Source organism: Gottfriedia acidiceleris, assembly GCF_050457485.1.
GTDB classification, from domain to species: Bacteria; Bacillota; Bacilli; order Bacillales; family Bacillaceae_G; genus Gottfriedia; species Gottfriedia acidiceleris_D.
The window spans coordinates 75,029-91,445 of sequence record NZ_JBCMJM010000003.1 but is presented as its reverse complement, the minus strand read 5'-3'; the positions used below and the strand labels follow the sequence as shown (position 1 = coordinate 91,445).

16 protein-coding genes are annotated in these 16,417 nt (G+C 34.2%); 13 read left to right on the top strand and 3 right to left on the bottom strand.

Features of this window, described 5'->3' with window-relative positions; genetic code table 11:
• The first annotated feature begins 245 nt into the window (after positions 1-245).
• The 12 genes from anmK (at position 246) to ABEY15_RS03125 (ending at position 11,360) form a co-directional block, all read left to right on the top strand.
• Entirely contained in the window at positions 246-1,394 is a 1,149-nt protein-coding gene (gene anmK / locus ABEY15_RS03180; protein WP_429888397.1) for an anhydro-N-acetylmuramic acid kinase AnmK, read from the top strand.
• 11 nt (positions 1,395-1,405) lie between these two features.
• Positions 1,406-2,500, top strand: coding sequence for a DUF871 domain-containing protein (locus ABEY15_RS03175; protein WP_429888396.1), 1,095 nt, complete (start codon positions 1,406-1,408; stop codon positions 2,498-2,500).
• Positions 2,501-2,676: 176 nt separating this feature from the next.
• Positions 2,677-2,982 carry a PTS sugar transporter subunit IIB gene (locus tag ABEY15_RS03170; RefSeq protein ID WP_098230765.1) on the top strand — a complete coding sequence of 102 codons (306 nt, stop codon included), beginning with the start codon at positions 2,677-2,679 and terminating at the stop codon, positions 2,980-2,982.
• A gap of 34 nt (positions 2,983-3,016) precedes the next feature.
• Positions 3,017-4,315, top strand: a complete 1,299-nt coding sequence (locus ABEY15_RS03165) for a PTS sugar transporter subunit IIC (RefSeq protein WP_429888394.1) — start codon at positions 3,017-3,019, stop codon at positions 4,313-4,315.
• An 80-nt stretch (positions 4,316-4,395) separates the two neighbouring features.
• Positions 4,396-4,683, top strand: coding sequence for a hypothetical protein (locus tag ABEY15_RS03160; RefSeq protein ID WP_429888393.1), 288 nt, complete (start codon positions 4,396-4,398; stop codon positions 4,681-4,683).
• 30 nt (positions 4,684-4,713) lie between these two features.
• Positions 4,714-6,054, top strand: a complete 1,341-nt coding sequence (locus ABEY15_RS03155) for a 6-phospho-beta-glucosidase (protein ID WP_429888392.1) — start codon at positions 4,714-4,716, stop codon at positions 6,052-6,054.
• Between the two features lie 33 nt (positions 6,055-6,087).
• On the top strand, positions 6,088-6,405 hold the full coding sequence (locus ABEY15_RS03150; RefSeq protein WP_429888391.1) for a PTS lactose/cellobiose transporter subunit IIA: 318 nt from the start codon (positions 6,088-6,090) through the stop codon (positions 6,403-6,405).
• Positions 6,406-6,455: 50 nt separating this feature from the next.
• On the top strand, positions 6,456-7,364 hold the full coding sequence (locus tag ABEY15_RS03145; RefSeq protein WP_429888389.1) for an N-acetylglucosamine kinase: 909 nt from the start codon (positions 6,456-6,458) through the stop codon (positions 7,362-7,364).
• A gap of 74 nt (positions 7,365-7,438) precedes the next feature.
• The gene (murQ, locus tag ABEY15_RS03140) at positions 7,439-8,329 is read left to right on the top strand and encodes an N-acetylmuramic acid 6-phosphate etherase (protein ID WP_429888388.1); all 891 of its coding nucleotides are present in this window, start codon (positions 7,439-7,441) and stop codon (positions 8,327-8,329) included.
• A gap of 193 nt (positions 8,330-8,522) precedes the next feature.
• Positions 8,523-9,377, top strand: a complete 855-nt coding sequence (locus ABEY15_RS03135) for a MurR/RpiR family transcriptional regulator (protein ID WP_429888387.1) — start codon at positions 8,523-8,525, stop codon at positions 9,375-9,377.
• A gap of 253 nt (positions 9,378-9,630) precedes the next feature.
• Positions 9,631-10,008, top strand: coding sequence for a cysteine-rich CWC family protein (locus ABEY15_RS03130; protein WP_429888386.1), 378 nt, complete (start codon positions 9,631-9,633; stop codon positions 10,006-10,008).
• Positions 10,009-10,133: 125 nt separating this feature from the next.
• Positions 10,134-11,360, top strand: coding sequence for an Ig-like domain-containing protein (locus ABEY15_RS03125; RefSeq protein WP_429888825.1), 1,227 nt, complete (start codon positions 10,134-10,136; stop codon positions 11,358-11,360).
• Between the two features lie 114 nt (positions 11,361-11,474).
• Here the strand turns inward: ABEY15_RS03125 and ABEY15_RS03120 are convergent, their stop codons facing one another.
• From ABEY15_RS03120 to ABEY15_RS03110, 3 genes are all read right to left on the bottom strand, one after another.
• Positions 11,475-12,809 carry a (Fe-S)-binding protein gene (locus tag ABEY15_RS03120; protein WP_429888385.1) on the bottom strand — a complete coding sequence of 445 codons (1,335 nt, stop codon included), beginning with the start codon at positions 12,807-12,809 and terminating at the stop codon, positions 11,475-11,477.
• Complete coding sequence (gene glcD / locus ABEY15_RS03115) at positions 12,806-14,218, bottom strand: glycolate oxidase subunit GlcD (RefSeq protein WP_429888383.1); 1,413 nt, start codon at positions 14,216-14,218, stop codon at positions 12,806-12,808. The genes ABEY15_RS03120 and glcD overlap by 4 nt, the downstream gene beginning before the upstream one ends.
• A gap of 86 nt (positions 14,219-14,304) precedes the next feature.
• The gene (locus ABEY15_RS03110) at positions 14,305-15,423 is read right to left on the bottom strand and encodes a CdaR family transcriptional regulator (protein ID WP_429888382.1); all 1,119 of its coding nucleotides are present in this window, start codon (positions 15,421-15,423) and stop codon (positions 14,305-14,307) included.
• 211 nt (positions 15,424-15,634) lie between these two features.
• On the opposite strand from ABEY15_RS03110, the gene truA reads away from it, so the two are divergent.
• Positions 15,635-16,378, top strand: coding sequence for a tRNA pseudouridine(38-40) synthase TruA (truA, locus tag ABEY15_RS03105; protein ID WP_429888381.1), 744 nt, complete (start codon positions 15,635-15,637; stop codon positions 16,376-16,378).
• Positions 16,379-16,417: the final 39 nt, after the last annotated feature.

Genomic DNA, 16,417 nt, shown 5'->3' with positions numbered 1-16,417 from the left:
TGTTCTTTTTGTGGGAGAGGGCGAAATGAGTAATAATTCATTATTAGGTTAAAGATATGGAATGAAACAGGGTAGGTATGTAGCGACTAAATCAACCTGAAAAAAACTTTTTTTATTCACTGATTTCTTAAAAACATCAACAATTACTTTTTGAAAAATTCTAAATAAACTTTCACTCTTTTCTTTTACAAATTTGAAATTCTGTTTTAAGGTATTATTAATAAAAATATGAAGGAGTGAATGAATTGGGATATGCAGTTGGATTAATGTCGGGTACATCTTTAGATGGAATCGATGCAGCTTTAGTAGAAATCACTGGATGTGGACCTGAGACAGAGGTAAGATTGATTGATTTTATGACAGTTCCTCTTGAGGAAGGTTTATTAAAAGAAATTCAAGATGCGATTACACTTGTTTCTTCAAACGCTCAGAATTTATGTAGTTTAAACTTTAAGCTTGGCTATGCTTTTGCAGATGCAGTAAAGCAAATTTGTAGTAAAAACGAATTTTCATTAGATCAACTTGAGTTTATTGGATCTCATGGTCAAACGATTTATCACCAGCCTGAAGCTCATGGGAATTTCATTCAATCTACATTGCAGTTAGGAGAGCCAGCAGTTATTGCATATGAAACAAACACGAAAGTAGTTTCCAATTTTCGAGTGATGGATATGGCTGCTGGTGGGTATGGAGCGCCTTTAGTTCCACATTCTGAGTTATTACTTTATAAAAGTAAGACTAAAACTCGTTTACTACAAAATATTGGTGGGATCGGTAATGTTACGATCATTCCAAGGAACTCTACAATCGATGATTTAGTAGCCTTTGATACAGGTCCAGGTAATATGATTATTGATGAAATTTGTAAGCGTTATTTTAATGTTCCATATGATGCTAATGGTGATTTGGCTGCTAAAGGTAATGTAAATGAGAGATTACTAGAAAGATGCATGAGTATTCCTTATATTTTAGCACCTATACCTAAAACAACAGGTAGAGAGTTGTTTGGTACACAGTTTGTTGATGAAATATTGGAAGAGTTTAGTGATATTACACCGATTGATTTGGTGACTACAATGACGATGTTTACTGCAAAATCGATTGCTGAAAATTATAAAAAGTTTATTTTACCAGATCATCCAATTGATGAAGTAATTGTAGGCGGCGGAGGTAGTCATAATAAAACGCTTCTACGTATGCTTCAAGAATTATTAGGTGTGGATTCAAAAGTATTAGTTCAAGAAGATATTGGTTTTTCTTCGGATGCAAAAGAAGCAATTGCCTTTGCGATATTAGCAAATGAAACTTTAAACGATTTACCAAGTAATGTACCTGGAGCAACAAAGGCAAATCGTTTAGTTGTTTTAGGAAATATTACACCAATACCATACTAGGAGGAATAATCGTGAAAAAATTAGGAATTTCAATTTATCCAGAGCACTCAACTGTTGAAAAAGATAAGGCTTATATTAAATTAGCTCATCAATATGGTTTTAAACGAATCTTTACTTGTTTATTATCAGTAAATGGTGACAAGGAACAAATTTTAAAAGAGTTCAAAGAAATAGTTGATTATGCAAATAGTTTAGAGATGGAAGTCATTGTTGATATTGCCCCGCGAGTATTTGGCACATTAAATATTTCATATAATGATTTATCATTTTTTGCTGATTTAGGAGCTTATGGGATTAGACTTGATATGGGATTTACTGGGAATGAAGAGTCCATTATGACTTACAATCCATATGGGTTGAAAATTGAAATTAACATGAGTAATGCTACGAAATATTTAGAAAATATATTAGCCTATAAGCCAAATCAATCTAATTTAATCGGTTCTCATAATTTTTATCCTCATCGTTATGCAGGTTTAAGCTATTCCCATTTTGTAAAATGTAGTGAAGAGTTTAAAAAGCATGGTATCCGTACAGCAGCATTTATTAATTCACAAGCTGCAACATATGGACCTTGGCCTGTATCAGAAGGTCTTTGTACTTTAGAGATGCACCGTAATCTATCAGTCGTAACGCAAGCGAAACACTTATTTTATTCAGACTTAATTGATGATGTTATTATCGCAAATGCTTATGCATCTGAAGAAGAGTTCAAACAACTTGCGGAGCTAAATCAGAACGGTAAAGACTTATTTACACTAAATATTGACTTACATGATTCAATTACAGATTTAGAGAAAAAGATTGTTTTAGAGGAGTTTCATTTTTACCGCGGAGACGTATCAGATTACTTAATTCGTTCTACCCAATCTCGCGTTAAATATAGAGATGAAGAGTTTAAACCTACTTATACTCCACATATTCGTAGAGGCGATATTTTAATAGAAAATGAATTATATGGACAGTATAAAGGCGAATTGCAAATAGCGCTGCAGGATATGGAGAATTCAGGGAAAACGAATGTAGTTGGACGCATTGCAGAGGAAGAAATCTTCCTACTAGATTTCTTACATCCTTGGAGTAAGTTTCAGTTTAAGGAAAACTAAATAATCATTATTTAAGAAGATGTGAAATTTTTTTTTACATCTTCTTAAAATTTTATTTCATTTTTTATTGAAAATAATTGAAATTTTATTTTATTAAGAATATAATTGCCTCATAGAAAACGTTTTCAGTTTTTCGAATCTTTTATTTATTGAATCTATATTAGGAGGATAAGAGTATGAAGGTATTATTTGTATGTGCAGGCGGTATGTCGAGTGCAATTGTAGTAAACGCTCTGAAAAAAGAGGGAGAAAAGAACGGATTAAGTCTAGATGTTTTAGCAGTAGGGACTCAAGAGTTTGCTGAAGAAGTTAAGAATGGTTGGGATGTAGCGATGGTTGCACCACAAGTAAGACACCGATTTGATGGTTTTAAAGCTTCATCTGACGAGGCAAATGTACCTTGTGCTGTCATTCCACCTCAAGCATATAGTCCACTTGGAGGGCCAACGTTATTAAAATTAGTTCAAGAACTAGTTAAGTAGTTTAATAATTTAATAAAAAAAAGGAGAAGAACAAATGGATAAGTTTATTTCATTCTTGGAAAACAATTTATCAACACCAATGGCAAAACTATCTGAACAAAAACATTTACGCGCAATTCGTGATGGTGTAGTTTCAGCTTTACCTTTTATTATTTTTGGAAGCTTGTTCTTAATTATTGCCTTTCCGCCAGTGCCTGCAGATTCTGCGGTTGGGGTGTGGGCAGCAAAACACGCTGCGGATATTTTAATTCCGTACCGACTTACAATGTACATAATGACCCTGTATATTACCTTCGGGATTGGATATAGCTTGTCACAAAGCTATAAACTAGATCCGCTTTCTGGCGCATTATTATCGGGCTCCGCATTTTTATTTACAACTGGGGTTCAAATGATCGATAAAGTGGGATTTGTATTACCGATGGCAAACATGGGTGGCCATGGTCTTTTCGTAGGTATGATTACTTCTATTTTTGCAGTTGAAGTATTACGTTTTTGTAAAACGAAAAATATTACGATTAAAATGCCAGATTCAGTGCCAAGTTCTGTCGCACGTTCTTTTGAAGCACTTATTCCTGTAACGGTTGTTTTAACAGTAATGACTTTAATAACTGTTGTATTTAAGATTGATACACATTCACTTGTAGATAAAGCTGTAGCTCCACTAATTAGCGCAGGTGATTCATTACCGGGTGTTTTAGTACCTGTATTCTTAATCACATTTTTCTGGGCATTTGGTATCCATGGGGTATCAGTAGTAGGTGCAGTTGCACGACCTGTTTGGGAAGTTTATTTAGCTAATAACTCTGCAGCTGTTGCAGCTGGTAAAGTTGGTAGTCAGTTACCACACATTGCTCCTGAAACTTTCTTCCAGTGGTTTATTTGGATTGGTGGTTCGGGTGCAACATTAGGTTTAGTAATTGCGATGTTAATTGCGGGGAAATCTAGTTATTCAAAGGCTCTTGGAAGAACAGCAATTATCCCAAGTATTTTTAACATTAATGAGCCAGTAATTTTCGGTATGCCGATTGTATTAAACCCTGTATTAATTATTCCATTTATGATCGTTCCAATAATTGGTGCAACAATTTCTTACCTTGCAACAGCAGGAGGATTAGTGAATCCAACATACGTAATGGTACCGTGGACTTTACCTGCTCCAATAGGTGCATATTTATCAACTGGTGGAGATTGGAGAGCTATTATCCTAGTAGTAATCAATCTGGCAATATCTGTTGTTATTTATTTACCATTCTTCAAAATGTACGATAAAAAATTGTTAGCTCAAGAATCTACAGTTGAAATGGATAATAGTGTAAAAGTTTCTTTATAAATTCATAGTAAAGGGAGTTTGGGATCATTAATCCCAGCTTCCTTTATTTATTATCAAGTAATCAAGAAAGGAAGATTAACATGAACACTACAAAGAATCTCCATTTTTTTAGTTATAAAGGTGCATTTGCATTTTTTGTATTTATTCTTGCGTTTAATCTTATCTTTAATCCTGTTCTACTCCTTTTGGGAATGACTAGAGATCTTGCTGTATTTATTACAAATAGTATTGGTTTGAGTGTAGGACTTACAAGCGTGATTGTTTTTATTGAAGGTAAGTTTAAGAATAAGAAACAAGCTTTAATTTTATTTTTTACATTATTAGTTTTCTGCACCGTGACTTGTTATCTTGTTGTATTCAATTCATAAGAAAAAATATGAAATGAAGGTGTGTTTTAGATGAATAAAAAAAGAGGAATTAAAATCGTAACAATAGGTGGCGGCTCTAGTTATACTCCAGAATTAGTGGAAGGTTTTATTAAAAGATATGACGAGCTACCTGTAAGTGAGCTATGGTTAGTTGATATAGAAGCAGGGAAGGAAAAGTTAGAGATCGTTGGTAATTTAGCTAAACGAATGGTAAAAGAAGCTGGAGTTCCAATGGAAATTCATTTAACGTTAGACCGAAAATTAGCGCTAAAGGATGCTGATTTTGTAACGACTCAAATGCGAGTAGGCTTATTAGAGGCAAGAATTAAAGATGAACGTATACCTTTACAATTCGGCATGATTGGTCAAGAAACGAACGGTGCAGGTGGTCTATTTAAAGGCCTAAGAACAATACCTGTATTACTTGAAATTGCTGAAGAAATGCAGCAACTATGCTCTGATGCATGGTTGATTAACTTTACAAATCCTGCTGGAATGGTAACAGAAGCATTACTTCGATATAGTAAACATAAAAAGGTGATTGGAGTTTGTAATGTACCTATCAATATGACAATGACGATTGCTAAATTGTTAGAAGTTGATCTAAGTCGTGTACATATTGATTTTGCTGGATTAAACCATATGGTTTATGGACTTCATGTTTATGTTGATGGAAAAGAAGTGACTGAACATGTATTAGCGTTATTAGTGAATCCAGAAATACAAATGACAATGAAAAATATTGCACCATTACCATGGCAAAAAGAATTTCTCATATCATTAGGTGTACTTCCTTGTCCATACCATCGTTACTATTACAAAACGAAACATATATTAGATGAAGAGCTAGAGTCTTTTAAAACAGGCACTACTCGAGCAGAGGTCGTTAAGAAGTTGGAAGATGATTTATTTGAATTATATAAAGATGAAAATTTAGCTATTAAACCTCCTCAGCTTGAAAAACGAGGTGGGGCTTATTATAGTGATGCAGCTTGTAGCTTAATTACATCTATTTATAACGATAAAAAGGATATCCAAGTACTAAACGTTCAAAATAATGGGTCAATACAAGGGATTCCGAATGAATCAGCTGTAGAGGTAAATTGTATCGTTACAAAGCAAGGACCAATTCCGATATCAGTAGGTGAATTACCACCTCAAATAAATGGATTAGTTCAGCAGATTAAATCATTTGAACGAGTTGGAGCCATGGCGGCCGTTACTGGATCTTATGAGAAGGCATTATTGGCACTAACGATTAATCCTTTAGTTCCAAGTGATGAAGTTGCAAAAGAAGTACTAGATGCACTTTTAGATGCTCATAAAGAATACTTACCATTATTTTATAAAGAAGAATTGGTAATTCAATAAGGATAATAAAAACAAAAATTAAGGAGTATGAATATGATGATGACTAATGAACAGGAAATTTTTGAAATTATTTCACACGGAGGGAATGCAAGATCACTAGCATACGAAGCATTAGAGGCTGCAGAAAAAAATGATTTTGAAACAGCAGATCGCTTAATTGAAGAATCTCACCGAGAAATTGGTCATGCACATAAAACCCAAACGACTTTAATTCAAGCTGAATTAAATGGTCAGCCATGTGAAAAGTCTCTATTAATGATTCATGCTCAAGATCATTTAATGACTGCAATGAGTGAACAAAAGCTTATAGAGCATATCATTCGTTTACATAAAAAATTAGCAGAGAAATAATTGATTCATATAGTCATAGAATAAACGAAAGAAGGTAGGGGGCAGTTTTTGTGAAATATGTTATAGGTCTTGATGGTGGAGGAACTAAGTCAGAGGCTATTGCTTATAATTTAAAAGGTGAAATTATTAGTCAAGGTTATTCTGGTTTTAGTAATTTACTAATCAATGAAGAAGATGGAATTAATCACATTATAGAAGCAATTGAAAATTGCCTGAGCCCTTTATCAAAAGAGAATTGCCTGTTCTTATTTTTAGGAATTGCTGGAATTGGTGGAGTGAAAGACAGAGGTCCGTTAGAAAAGGCACTAAATGATGCATTTCGTATCCCTTTTAAAATTGTTAATGATGCACAAATTGCACATGCAGCATTACTAAATGGACAAAGTGGTGTATTAACAATCGCTGGTACGGGTTCAATTTGTATCGGAATCCATAAAGAGCGGACTGTTACGGCAGGCGGTTGGGGACACCTTTTAGGGGATGAAGGAAGCGGATATTGGATTTGCATGGAAATCTTTAAAAAGATTACACAGGAATTTGATGAAGGTGTTTCATTAAGTTATTTATCTTTGAAAATGCTGGAAAAATTGCAGTTAAAAGAAGCAGAAGAACTTAAAAAATATATTTATCACAATACAAAAGCGGAGATTGCTTCACATGTTCCATTTATAGTTGAAATGGCCAACATTGGTGATTTAATGACCTTATCAGTTCTAGAAAAAGCTGGTCAACTTCTTGGAAAAACGACCATCCAAGCCATAAAAAAGTTAAATCTTCGAGAAGAGCCACGAGTTGCAATAAAAGGAAGTATACTAAGTCGAATACCAGTCGTTCAGAAAACGTTTATTCAAACAATACATGAGCACTATCCAACAGTAACATTATACACGGACGAAATCTCTTCGACCTTCGGAGGATATCTATTAGCTATGAAAGAAGTTAATTCACGTCAGGAATAATTGAGTGCAGTAAAAACAGGAAGAGCAGGAATTATAAAAGAGTTAAAATCCTGCCTTATGATTGAGGTGTAATTGTGTTAGAAAACTTAACAACCGAAATTAGAAACAATCGTACGAGTAACTTAGATCAACTAAGCGTTGATGAGTTTTTAAATATAATGAATGAAGAGGACCAAAAGGTGGCTCTAGCAGTTAGGGAACAAATTCCGATGATATCAAATGTAGTTCAGCTAGTTGTTGAAGCATTTCAAAACGGAGGACGTTTAATTTATACAGGTGCTGGTACAAGCGGACGAATTGGTCTGCTTGACGCAGTTGAATGTCCACCTACATTTGGAACGAATCCTAGTGAAGTCATTGGATTAATTGCAGGTGGAGAGAGGGCCTTTATTAAAGCTGTAGAAGGTGCCGAAGATAGCGAAGAGTTAGGTAAAGAAGACTTATTACGAATATCCCTTACAAAAAATGATATCGTGATCGGTATTGCAGCATCAGGTCGAACGCCTTATGTAATAGGTGCTTTAAAGTATGCAAACGAGATTGGAGCAAAAACTGTAGCGGTAGCGTGTAATAAAGGTTCAAAAATTGGTGAGGTTGCCCTCCTAAAAATTGAAGTAGATAATGGTCCAGAAGTGTTAACAGGCTCTACCCGATTAAAAGCTGGAACATCTCAAAAGTTAATTTGTAATATGATTTCGACAGCTTCAATGATTGGAATTGGAAAAGTATATAAAAATCTAATGGTAGACCTGCAATTAACGAATAGTAAACTAGTTGATCGAGCAAAAAGAATAATAGTTGAAGCTACTGGCTGTGATTATGAAACGGCAAGTAATTATTTACTGAAAGCAAATAATCAAACGAAAGTAGCAATCGTTATGATTTTAACCGGAATGAATTACGATGAAGCAATGATTAGTTTGAATAAAGCCAGTGGTTTTATTAGCAAGGTAGTAAAAAATTAATTAGAGGGCGGCAACTAGTAATACTAGAATGCCGCCTTCTATTTCATATTAAAATATAATTCAGATTTTATTCTTATTATTTTATAATTTGTTTAGAGTCATATTTCGAATCCGATTAAAAGAGGGGAAAATGTCGGTTGAAAATTTCCAAATCTATCATTTATACAAATAAAGAGAGAGTTGAGTAGATTAAATGAATGCATTAAATGGCGGTTTAATCATGTTAAACGAAATGCTGTATAAACTTCCACCATCTGAAAGAAGAGCAGCTAAATATATAATTGAAAACCCAGAAAAATCGATTCAGTATACAGTTTTTGAACTTGCAGAAAGAAGTCAAACAAGTAATTCTGCAATTATTCGATTATGTCGCTCATTAGGTCTAAAGGGTTTTCAAGAGCTTAAGCTACGAATTGCAGGTGATATTATCACAACAACAGAAGTAGGATCAAGAGATATCAATTTAGGGGAATCAACTGGTTCCATTATTAAAAAGATGATGAATAACAATATCCAGGCTATCAAAGATACTAGCGATATTATTAATGTGAGTGATTTAGAGGAAGCCGTTCAAGCTTTAACAAAAGCGAGAAATATTTATTTCTTCGGTGTAGGTGGGTCAATGGTTGTCGCCTTAGACGCACAACAAAAATTCTTACGTATAAAAAAATACACCTCTGCATTTACTGATTTGCATTTGTTAGCTGTTCAAATAGCGAACCACGAAGAGAATGATGTCTTAGTAGGTATTTCATTTTCTGGAGAAACGCTAGAGGTCCAAAAAGCACTTAAAATTGCAAAGGAAAACGGCGTGAACACCATTAGTATAACTGGCTTTGGTTCCAATTCTGTATCAAACTTAGCGGACATTAAATTATTCAATTCTCCACATAGGGAGGCAACATTTCGAAGTGGAGCAACGTCATCAAGGATGGCTCAACTACATGTCATCGATATTTTATTTATGGCTGTCGCGACACAAGAATACGATCAAACAATCCAGTATATCGATCAAACAAGAACTGCTATTTCTTCGTTAAAAAAGTAAATAGTTCAGGGGTAAGGATAATACAGGGCTAGGTAATTTAAGAAAAAGCACAAGGAAATTAAAGTTCCTTGTGTTTTTATTTTTAAGCTGCTCTATTAAAGTAGATTGTTGAATTTCTTAATCAATTATATGGCAGTTTAGTTTAATAATGAATGATATAATTAAATGGATAAATTTAGTAAACCAATTAAATGATTGAATAGAATTAAATGATAATTCCTTTTGTTAACCAGATTATTGAGGAGGGTATATAATGGCAATTAAGCTCTGTCCCATGTGCGGTAATGAGAATAAGTGTTCGAGTGGGAAGACTTGTTGGTGTAATGGTGAGTATTTCCCAAGAGAGATATTTAATCAGATATCATCAGAAGAGGTAAGAAAGTCTTGTATATGTAAGTCGTGTTTAGATAAGTACAAAGAAGATAATAGAATAGAAGACTTAAAACCGTCTGATATCGGACCAATGGTCTTTGGTCGAAAGAATGCGCCTAAACAGGACGATGAAATGTGTTACTGTTATGAGAAGTTTAAAGATAAACTTAAACCAGGAACGGTAACTAAATGCTTCAAAGAGAAATGTGCTAACTACCTAAGCTGTACAGAAGAACTTAATAATAATCTGGGGTGTTAATAATGGAATATGAACATTTACAACAAGGTTCAATGGAGGACACTCCAAATTCTAATCACTATTTGTAGAATACCTATCCATTAAAAGGGATAGGCTTTTTTTCTTGTCTACTATAAGGGGATAATATCAGCTCTGATTTTATTGATCTACAATTTTATTTATATGAAAAAGACCGTGTAGACACTGGGAAAATAAAACTGTTAGAGAACGATTACGATGAGTATGGTGAGTATTATATTTTTCAAGTAAAAGCTGGTACATACTATGTTGGTGTCTGGGATCGCGACAATCTTAATGACAATACAGAGGATGACTACTATTCAGTTTATACAGAGTTCTATGACAACGTAGCACCGAGTAAACCTACTGTAAATAAAGTTGATAATAATGATCTAGTCGTTACGGGTAAGGCCGAAGCCGGTTCTACTGTAACAGTTAAAAACGGTAGTACGGTATTAGGAACTCCTACAAAAGCAACATATAATGGGACTTATTCAGTTAAGATTCCAGTTCAAAAAGCAGGAGTAACTTTAAGTGTTTATGCTAAAGACTTTGTTGAGAATACGAGTGTGGCTGGAACAACAAAAGTTGTAGACGTAATTGCACCTGCAAAACCAACTGTAAACAGAGTTGATAATAACGATGTAGTGGTAACAGGTAAAGCGGAAGCGAATTCTACTGTAACAGTTAAAAACGGTAGTACGGTATTAGGAACTCCTACAAAAGCAACATCTACTGGAACTTATTCTGTTAAGATTCCTGTTCAAAAAGCTGGAGCTACTTTAAGTGTTTATGCTAAAGACGCTGCTGGTAATACTAGTGTAGCTGCTACAACAAAAGTTGTAGACGTAATTGCGCCTGCAAAACCAACTGTTAACAGAGTTGATAACAACGATAAAGTTGTAACAGGTAAAGCGGAAGCAAATTCGACTGTAACTGTTAAGAAAGGAACAACAATCTTAGGAACTGTAAAAGCAACATCGACTGGAACTTTCTCAGTGATAATCCCTGTTCAATATGCGGGTACAACATTAACTGTAACTGCTAAAGATGCTGCGGGAAATGTAAGTGCAGGTACAAGTGTAGTGGTTGTGGATGTAATCCCACCATCTAAACCAACGATTAATCGTGTAGACGACAATGATTTAAAAGTTACTGGAAAAGCTGAAAAAGGTTCAATTGTGACGGTTAAGAAAGGTACTACTGTATTGGGATCTGCAACAACTAACTCTAGTGGAGTTTATTCAGTTAGTATCAAAGCACAGAAAAAAGGAACAGTTATTTCTGTAACTGCAAAAGATAAAGCAGGTAATACTAGTGCTGCTGCAACATATACAGTTGTAAATCATTAATATTTACATGGGAGCCAAGGATTATTTCCTTGGCCCTTGATTGTATAAAGACAAAACGTATAGTAGGGCAGTAAAAAAACACAAGGGAAATTAATCTCCTTGTGTTTTTTTGAATTAATTTGCTCTATATTCAGCAGCTTTTAAAAGTAAATCAACTATGTGTACCACTTCCACATGTTCTGATTGATTCTCTCGGTCTACACCTAGCTTCATTTGTAATAAGCATCCAGGGTTAGCAGTTACAATTGTAGTAGCCTGTGTTTTTGTTGCTTGTTTCATCTTGTAATCTAGTATTTGCATCGACATTTCGGATTCGACGATATTATAAATACCAGCTGAGCCACAGCAACGATCTGCATCTTTCATTTCGTGATAGTATACATTTTGAATTGATTTCAATAATGTTCTTGGAGCAGAAGCGGTTTTCATGACATTTCTTAAATGGCATGAATCCTGATACGTAATAATTTGTTCTGGTAAACTTAATTTTACTTTGTTATGAAACTCAACTTCTACTAGAATTTCTGATATATCTTTTAGTTTATTTTTAAACGCAAGAGCTCGATCTTTCCAATTTGGATCGTCTTTAAGAAGATGATCATAGTCAATTAGGAAACCACCACAGCCACCTGCATTTGTAATGATATAATCTACTCCGAGATTTTCGAAGGCTTCGATGTTTTTCTTTGCCATATCTTTTGCAATGGACTTTTCACCACTATGACCATGTAATGCACCACAACACGCCTGGTCTTTTGGTATGACAATTTCACAACCAGCTAATTGTAAAAGCTTCATCGTTGCATTGTTTGTTTCTAAGAACATTGTATCCATTAAACATCCAGAGAAAAATGCAACCTTCTTTACTTTTTCTTTTAGTGGTGGCAAATAGTCAGGGCGTGACTTCATTTGTTTCATAGTCGGGACCTTTGGTAAAACCTTTTCCATTGCAGATAAATTGTTTGGGATCAACTTCATAATTCCAGCTTTTCTTGCTACGACTTGAAGGCCTGTTCGTTGATATAAACCTAATAGACCAACTGCAAGTCTCATACGTTTTTGATGCGGGAAAAGTTCTTTAAATACAACTTTACGAACAGCTCGTGCAGGAAGTGAATGTTTTTTGTGTTGAGCAATAATATCTCTAGCTTCTTCTAGTAGATGACCATATTTCACACCAGAAGGGCAAACAGGCTCACATGCACGACATCCAAGACAAAGCTCAAGTGTACGTTCCACATCTTCATCCGGTTCAATTAATCCATCCGTTACTGCTTTCATTAAAGCGATGCGACCACGTGGTGAGTGTGATTCTTTTTGACCTGATTCAATATAAGTTGGACAGCTCGGTAAACAAAAACCACATCGCATACAGTTTAAAAGCTCATCTTCATTCATACGTTCTTTAAATTGTTGACCGATCGCTTGTTTTTCTTGAAGTGTTGTCATTTTGACACCACCATTCTTTTACGACTGTCTTTTGCAAAGACCTTGCCTGGGTTCATAATATGATTCGGATCTAAAGCTGATTTAACTGCAAGCATGGCGTTAATGCCTTCTTTACCAAGCTTTAATTCAAGGTAAGGAGCTTTTACGATACCAACACCGTGTTCACCTGTTATTGTGCCACCTAGTTCAATTGCTTTTTCAAATATCTCTGCAAATGCCATTTCAACGCGTTCCATTTCTTCGTGATCACGAGCATCGGTAGGACAAGTAGGGTGTAGATTTCCATCGCCTGCATGGCCGAATGTACAAATTTTTACATTATGTTTTTCAGCAATCACATTTATTGCAGAGACCATTTCAGCAATTTTGGAACGAGGGACAGTTGCATCCTCTAAAATTGTTGTTGGTCTTAATTGTGCAAGAGCTGAAAGAGCAGAGCGTCTAGCCGTACGTAATGCTACTGCTTCTTCTTCGGACTTAGCTACACTAACTGAAATACATTTTTCTTGCTGGCAAATTGATTTTATTAATTCAATATCTCTGTTTACAACTTCACTAGGACCATCTTGTTCAATTAATAGGACAGCTTTTACATCGGTCGGTAGTCCAATCTGCGCAAAGTTTTCAACAACTTCTAGAGTAGGTTGATCCATAAATTCAAGGGAAGTAGGAATAATTTTATTAGCGATAATTTTAGAAACCGTTTTGGCTGCATCTTCCAAGCTATCATATAATGCAAGCATAGTTTTTTTCGTTTCTGGCATTGGAATAAGCTTTAATGTAGCCTCGGTAATAATACCTAAAGTTCCTTCAGAACCAACAAATAAACGAGTAAAATCATATCCTGCAACATCTTTTGCTAGCTTTCCACCAGTTCGAATAATGTCTCCGTTTGCTAATACGATTTCAAGTGCGATTACATAATCACGTGTTACACCATATTTTAATCCACGTAAACCACCTGAATTTTCATTAATATTTCCACCTATTGTAGAAATTTTCATTGAACTTGGATCTGGTGGATAAAATAAACCTTTTTCTTCGATTGTATTGATCATATCAAGAGTCACTACACCAGGTTGAACTGTAATTGTTAAGTTTTCTTCATCTATCTCGAGAATATTATTTAAGTGTTTAAATAAGAGAACGATACCGCCATCTGTTGGACAAGTACCACCGCATAAATTCGTTCCAGAACCTCTAGGAACGATTGGAATGTGGTTTTCGTTACATATTTTAACGATTTCGGATACTTCTTTAGTAGAGCGAGGACTAATGACTGCATCCGGAAGAGCTTGCAAATTTGGTGTAGCATCGTAAGAATATACGAGTCTCTCCACTTTTGAATCATCATAATTTTCTTTTCCAACAATTGCTATAAAACTTTGTGCAATGTCATTTGTAATCATAAATAAATTCCTCCCATTATCTTAATTCAAGTATAAAGAGTTAATAGATGAATTTACTATAGAGGAACATACAGAAAAAACACCATTTACCGGTGTTTTTTTGTAGAATCATCTAGTAGGTATGTTCCGATATACAATTTAACTAAATCTTGGATATCTTTAGGATTCAATTTCGTTAATTCAGTAATTTTACCTAGGCGATATAGAAGTGTGTTTATATGAATATGTAAGGATTGTGCGGTATTTTTAAGAGATTGATTTTGATTTAAATACTCTTTAATTGTAATAAATAAATCTTCTTCACTTAATAAAGGTGCAATTGTCCGTTCTATAAATGTTTTCTTAATCTCTTGTGAAAGTTCCTGCAGAATTAAATCAATTGTTAAATCTTCATCAAAAATAATTGAACTTGATTGTAATGCAACTTTTAATGCTCGATCTGCTTGATGATATGATTGATGCAATTGTTTTGGAGAGATTTGTTGCCCAACGCCTGCAGAAATGGGTGAGTTTAATCGGCTTTTTATGATCTCATATAAATCATGCATTCTTTGTAGTTTATGAATATCTTTATTCGTATCGTCAACTTTCATCAAAAATACAATTCGATTATTACCCCAACGAACAAATACGTCATCTTTATTTCGATTCGCCAAATCAATTATTAGTTGTCTTGTATCGATAGGGACCATATTGGTATTTTCCCATTCAAAAATAATAACCTGCCTAATATAATTTAAATCAATATTTAGCATAGTAGAACGTTCATAAAAATAATCATCCCACTCAATATCTTGAATCCAATCAAATACAAATGCTTCTAACGTTCTTTGTTGCAAATCAATTTGATCTGTATAATAGTTTTCTCTTATCAATAACTCTGTCATTCTACGGAGCATTTCTCCAAAAGGGGAAATCTGCTCGGGATTTCCTGTAATGCCAATTACTCCGACTATTTCATTTTGAAAATAAATAGGAAGATTAATTCCAGCCTTCACACCATTTAAACGATTTTCATCATCAGATGTAATTGTGAACGTTTTTCTTTCATTAATTGCAATTAATGAGCCTTCATGAAATGTGCCAGTTCGTGCTGGGTCTGTACTTGCTATAATGATGCCATCTGTATTAATAATAATGATATCTTCTTGTATTAACTTTCTAACTTCATTAATGATCTTTAATGCCAACTCATCAAGTACCATGTCAAACTCCCTCAAAATTGTTACTATTAGTATAATGTAAAATATCACATTTCTACTATATAGTCTTAAAGTAGTTTGTGAAAAAGTAAAACAAGTTATGAACTTAGCTTGAATGGGCTAAAAATAGGATATGTAATAAAAAAGTGGTAAAGTGTTAAGAGCAGGAAGTAGGAAAATAGTACATACATAGTGTTAGGTAAAGGAGCAAGAGATGAACAATTATAAATTAGTCATACAATATGATGGGGGCCGTTATAAAGGCTGGCAAAGGCTTGGTAATGGTGAAAATACAATTCAAGGTAAAATCGAGAATGTAATATCAGAAATGGTAGGAAGAGAAATTGAAATTATTGGAAGTAGTCGAACTGATGCAGGTGTACACGCATTTGAACAGGTTGCTAATTTTAAAATAAAAGAGAACATGCCTGAAATAGAAATTAAAAGTTATTTAAATCGTTATTTACCTAGAGATATAAGTATAAAGGAAGTTTCGATTGAATCTGACCGTTTCCATTCAAGATATAATACTAGTGCAAAAACGTATATATATAAAATTTGGAATGAGGAATATACGAATCCATTTATGCGCAAATATAGTATGCATGTAGAAGAAAAACTAGATCTTAAAAAAATGAAGGCTGCAGCCAAGTACTTTTTAGGTGAACATGATTTTACAGCCTTTTCAAATGCTAAATCTAAAAAGAAGTCGATGGTAAGAGAAATTTACTCGATTGATTTTGAAAAGATAGACGGATTTATTCAAATACGAATAAGCGGAAATGGTTTCCTATACAATATGGTAAGAAAAATCGTGGGAACACTAATTGAAGTTGGAGCAGGTAGATTACAAGCTGAAAATATATCGAAAATAATTGAATTAAAAGATCGTGCTCAAGTGAGTAATCTAGCAGATCCAGGCGGGTTATACTTGGAGAAGATAGAATTTAAGTCATAATTTTAAAAAGCATTGGAATTTATGGATTCCAATGCTTTT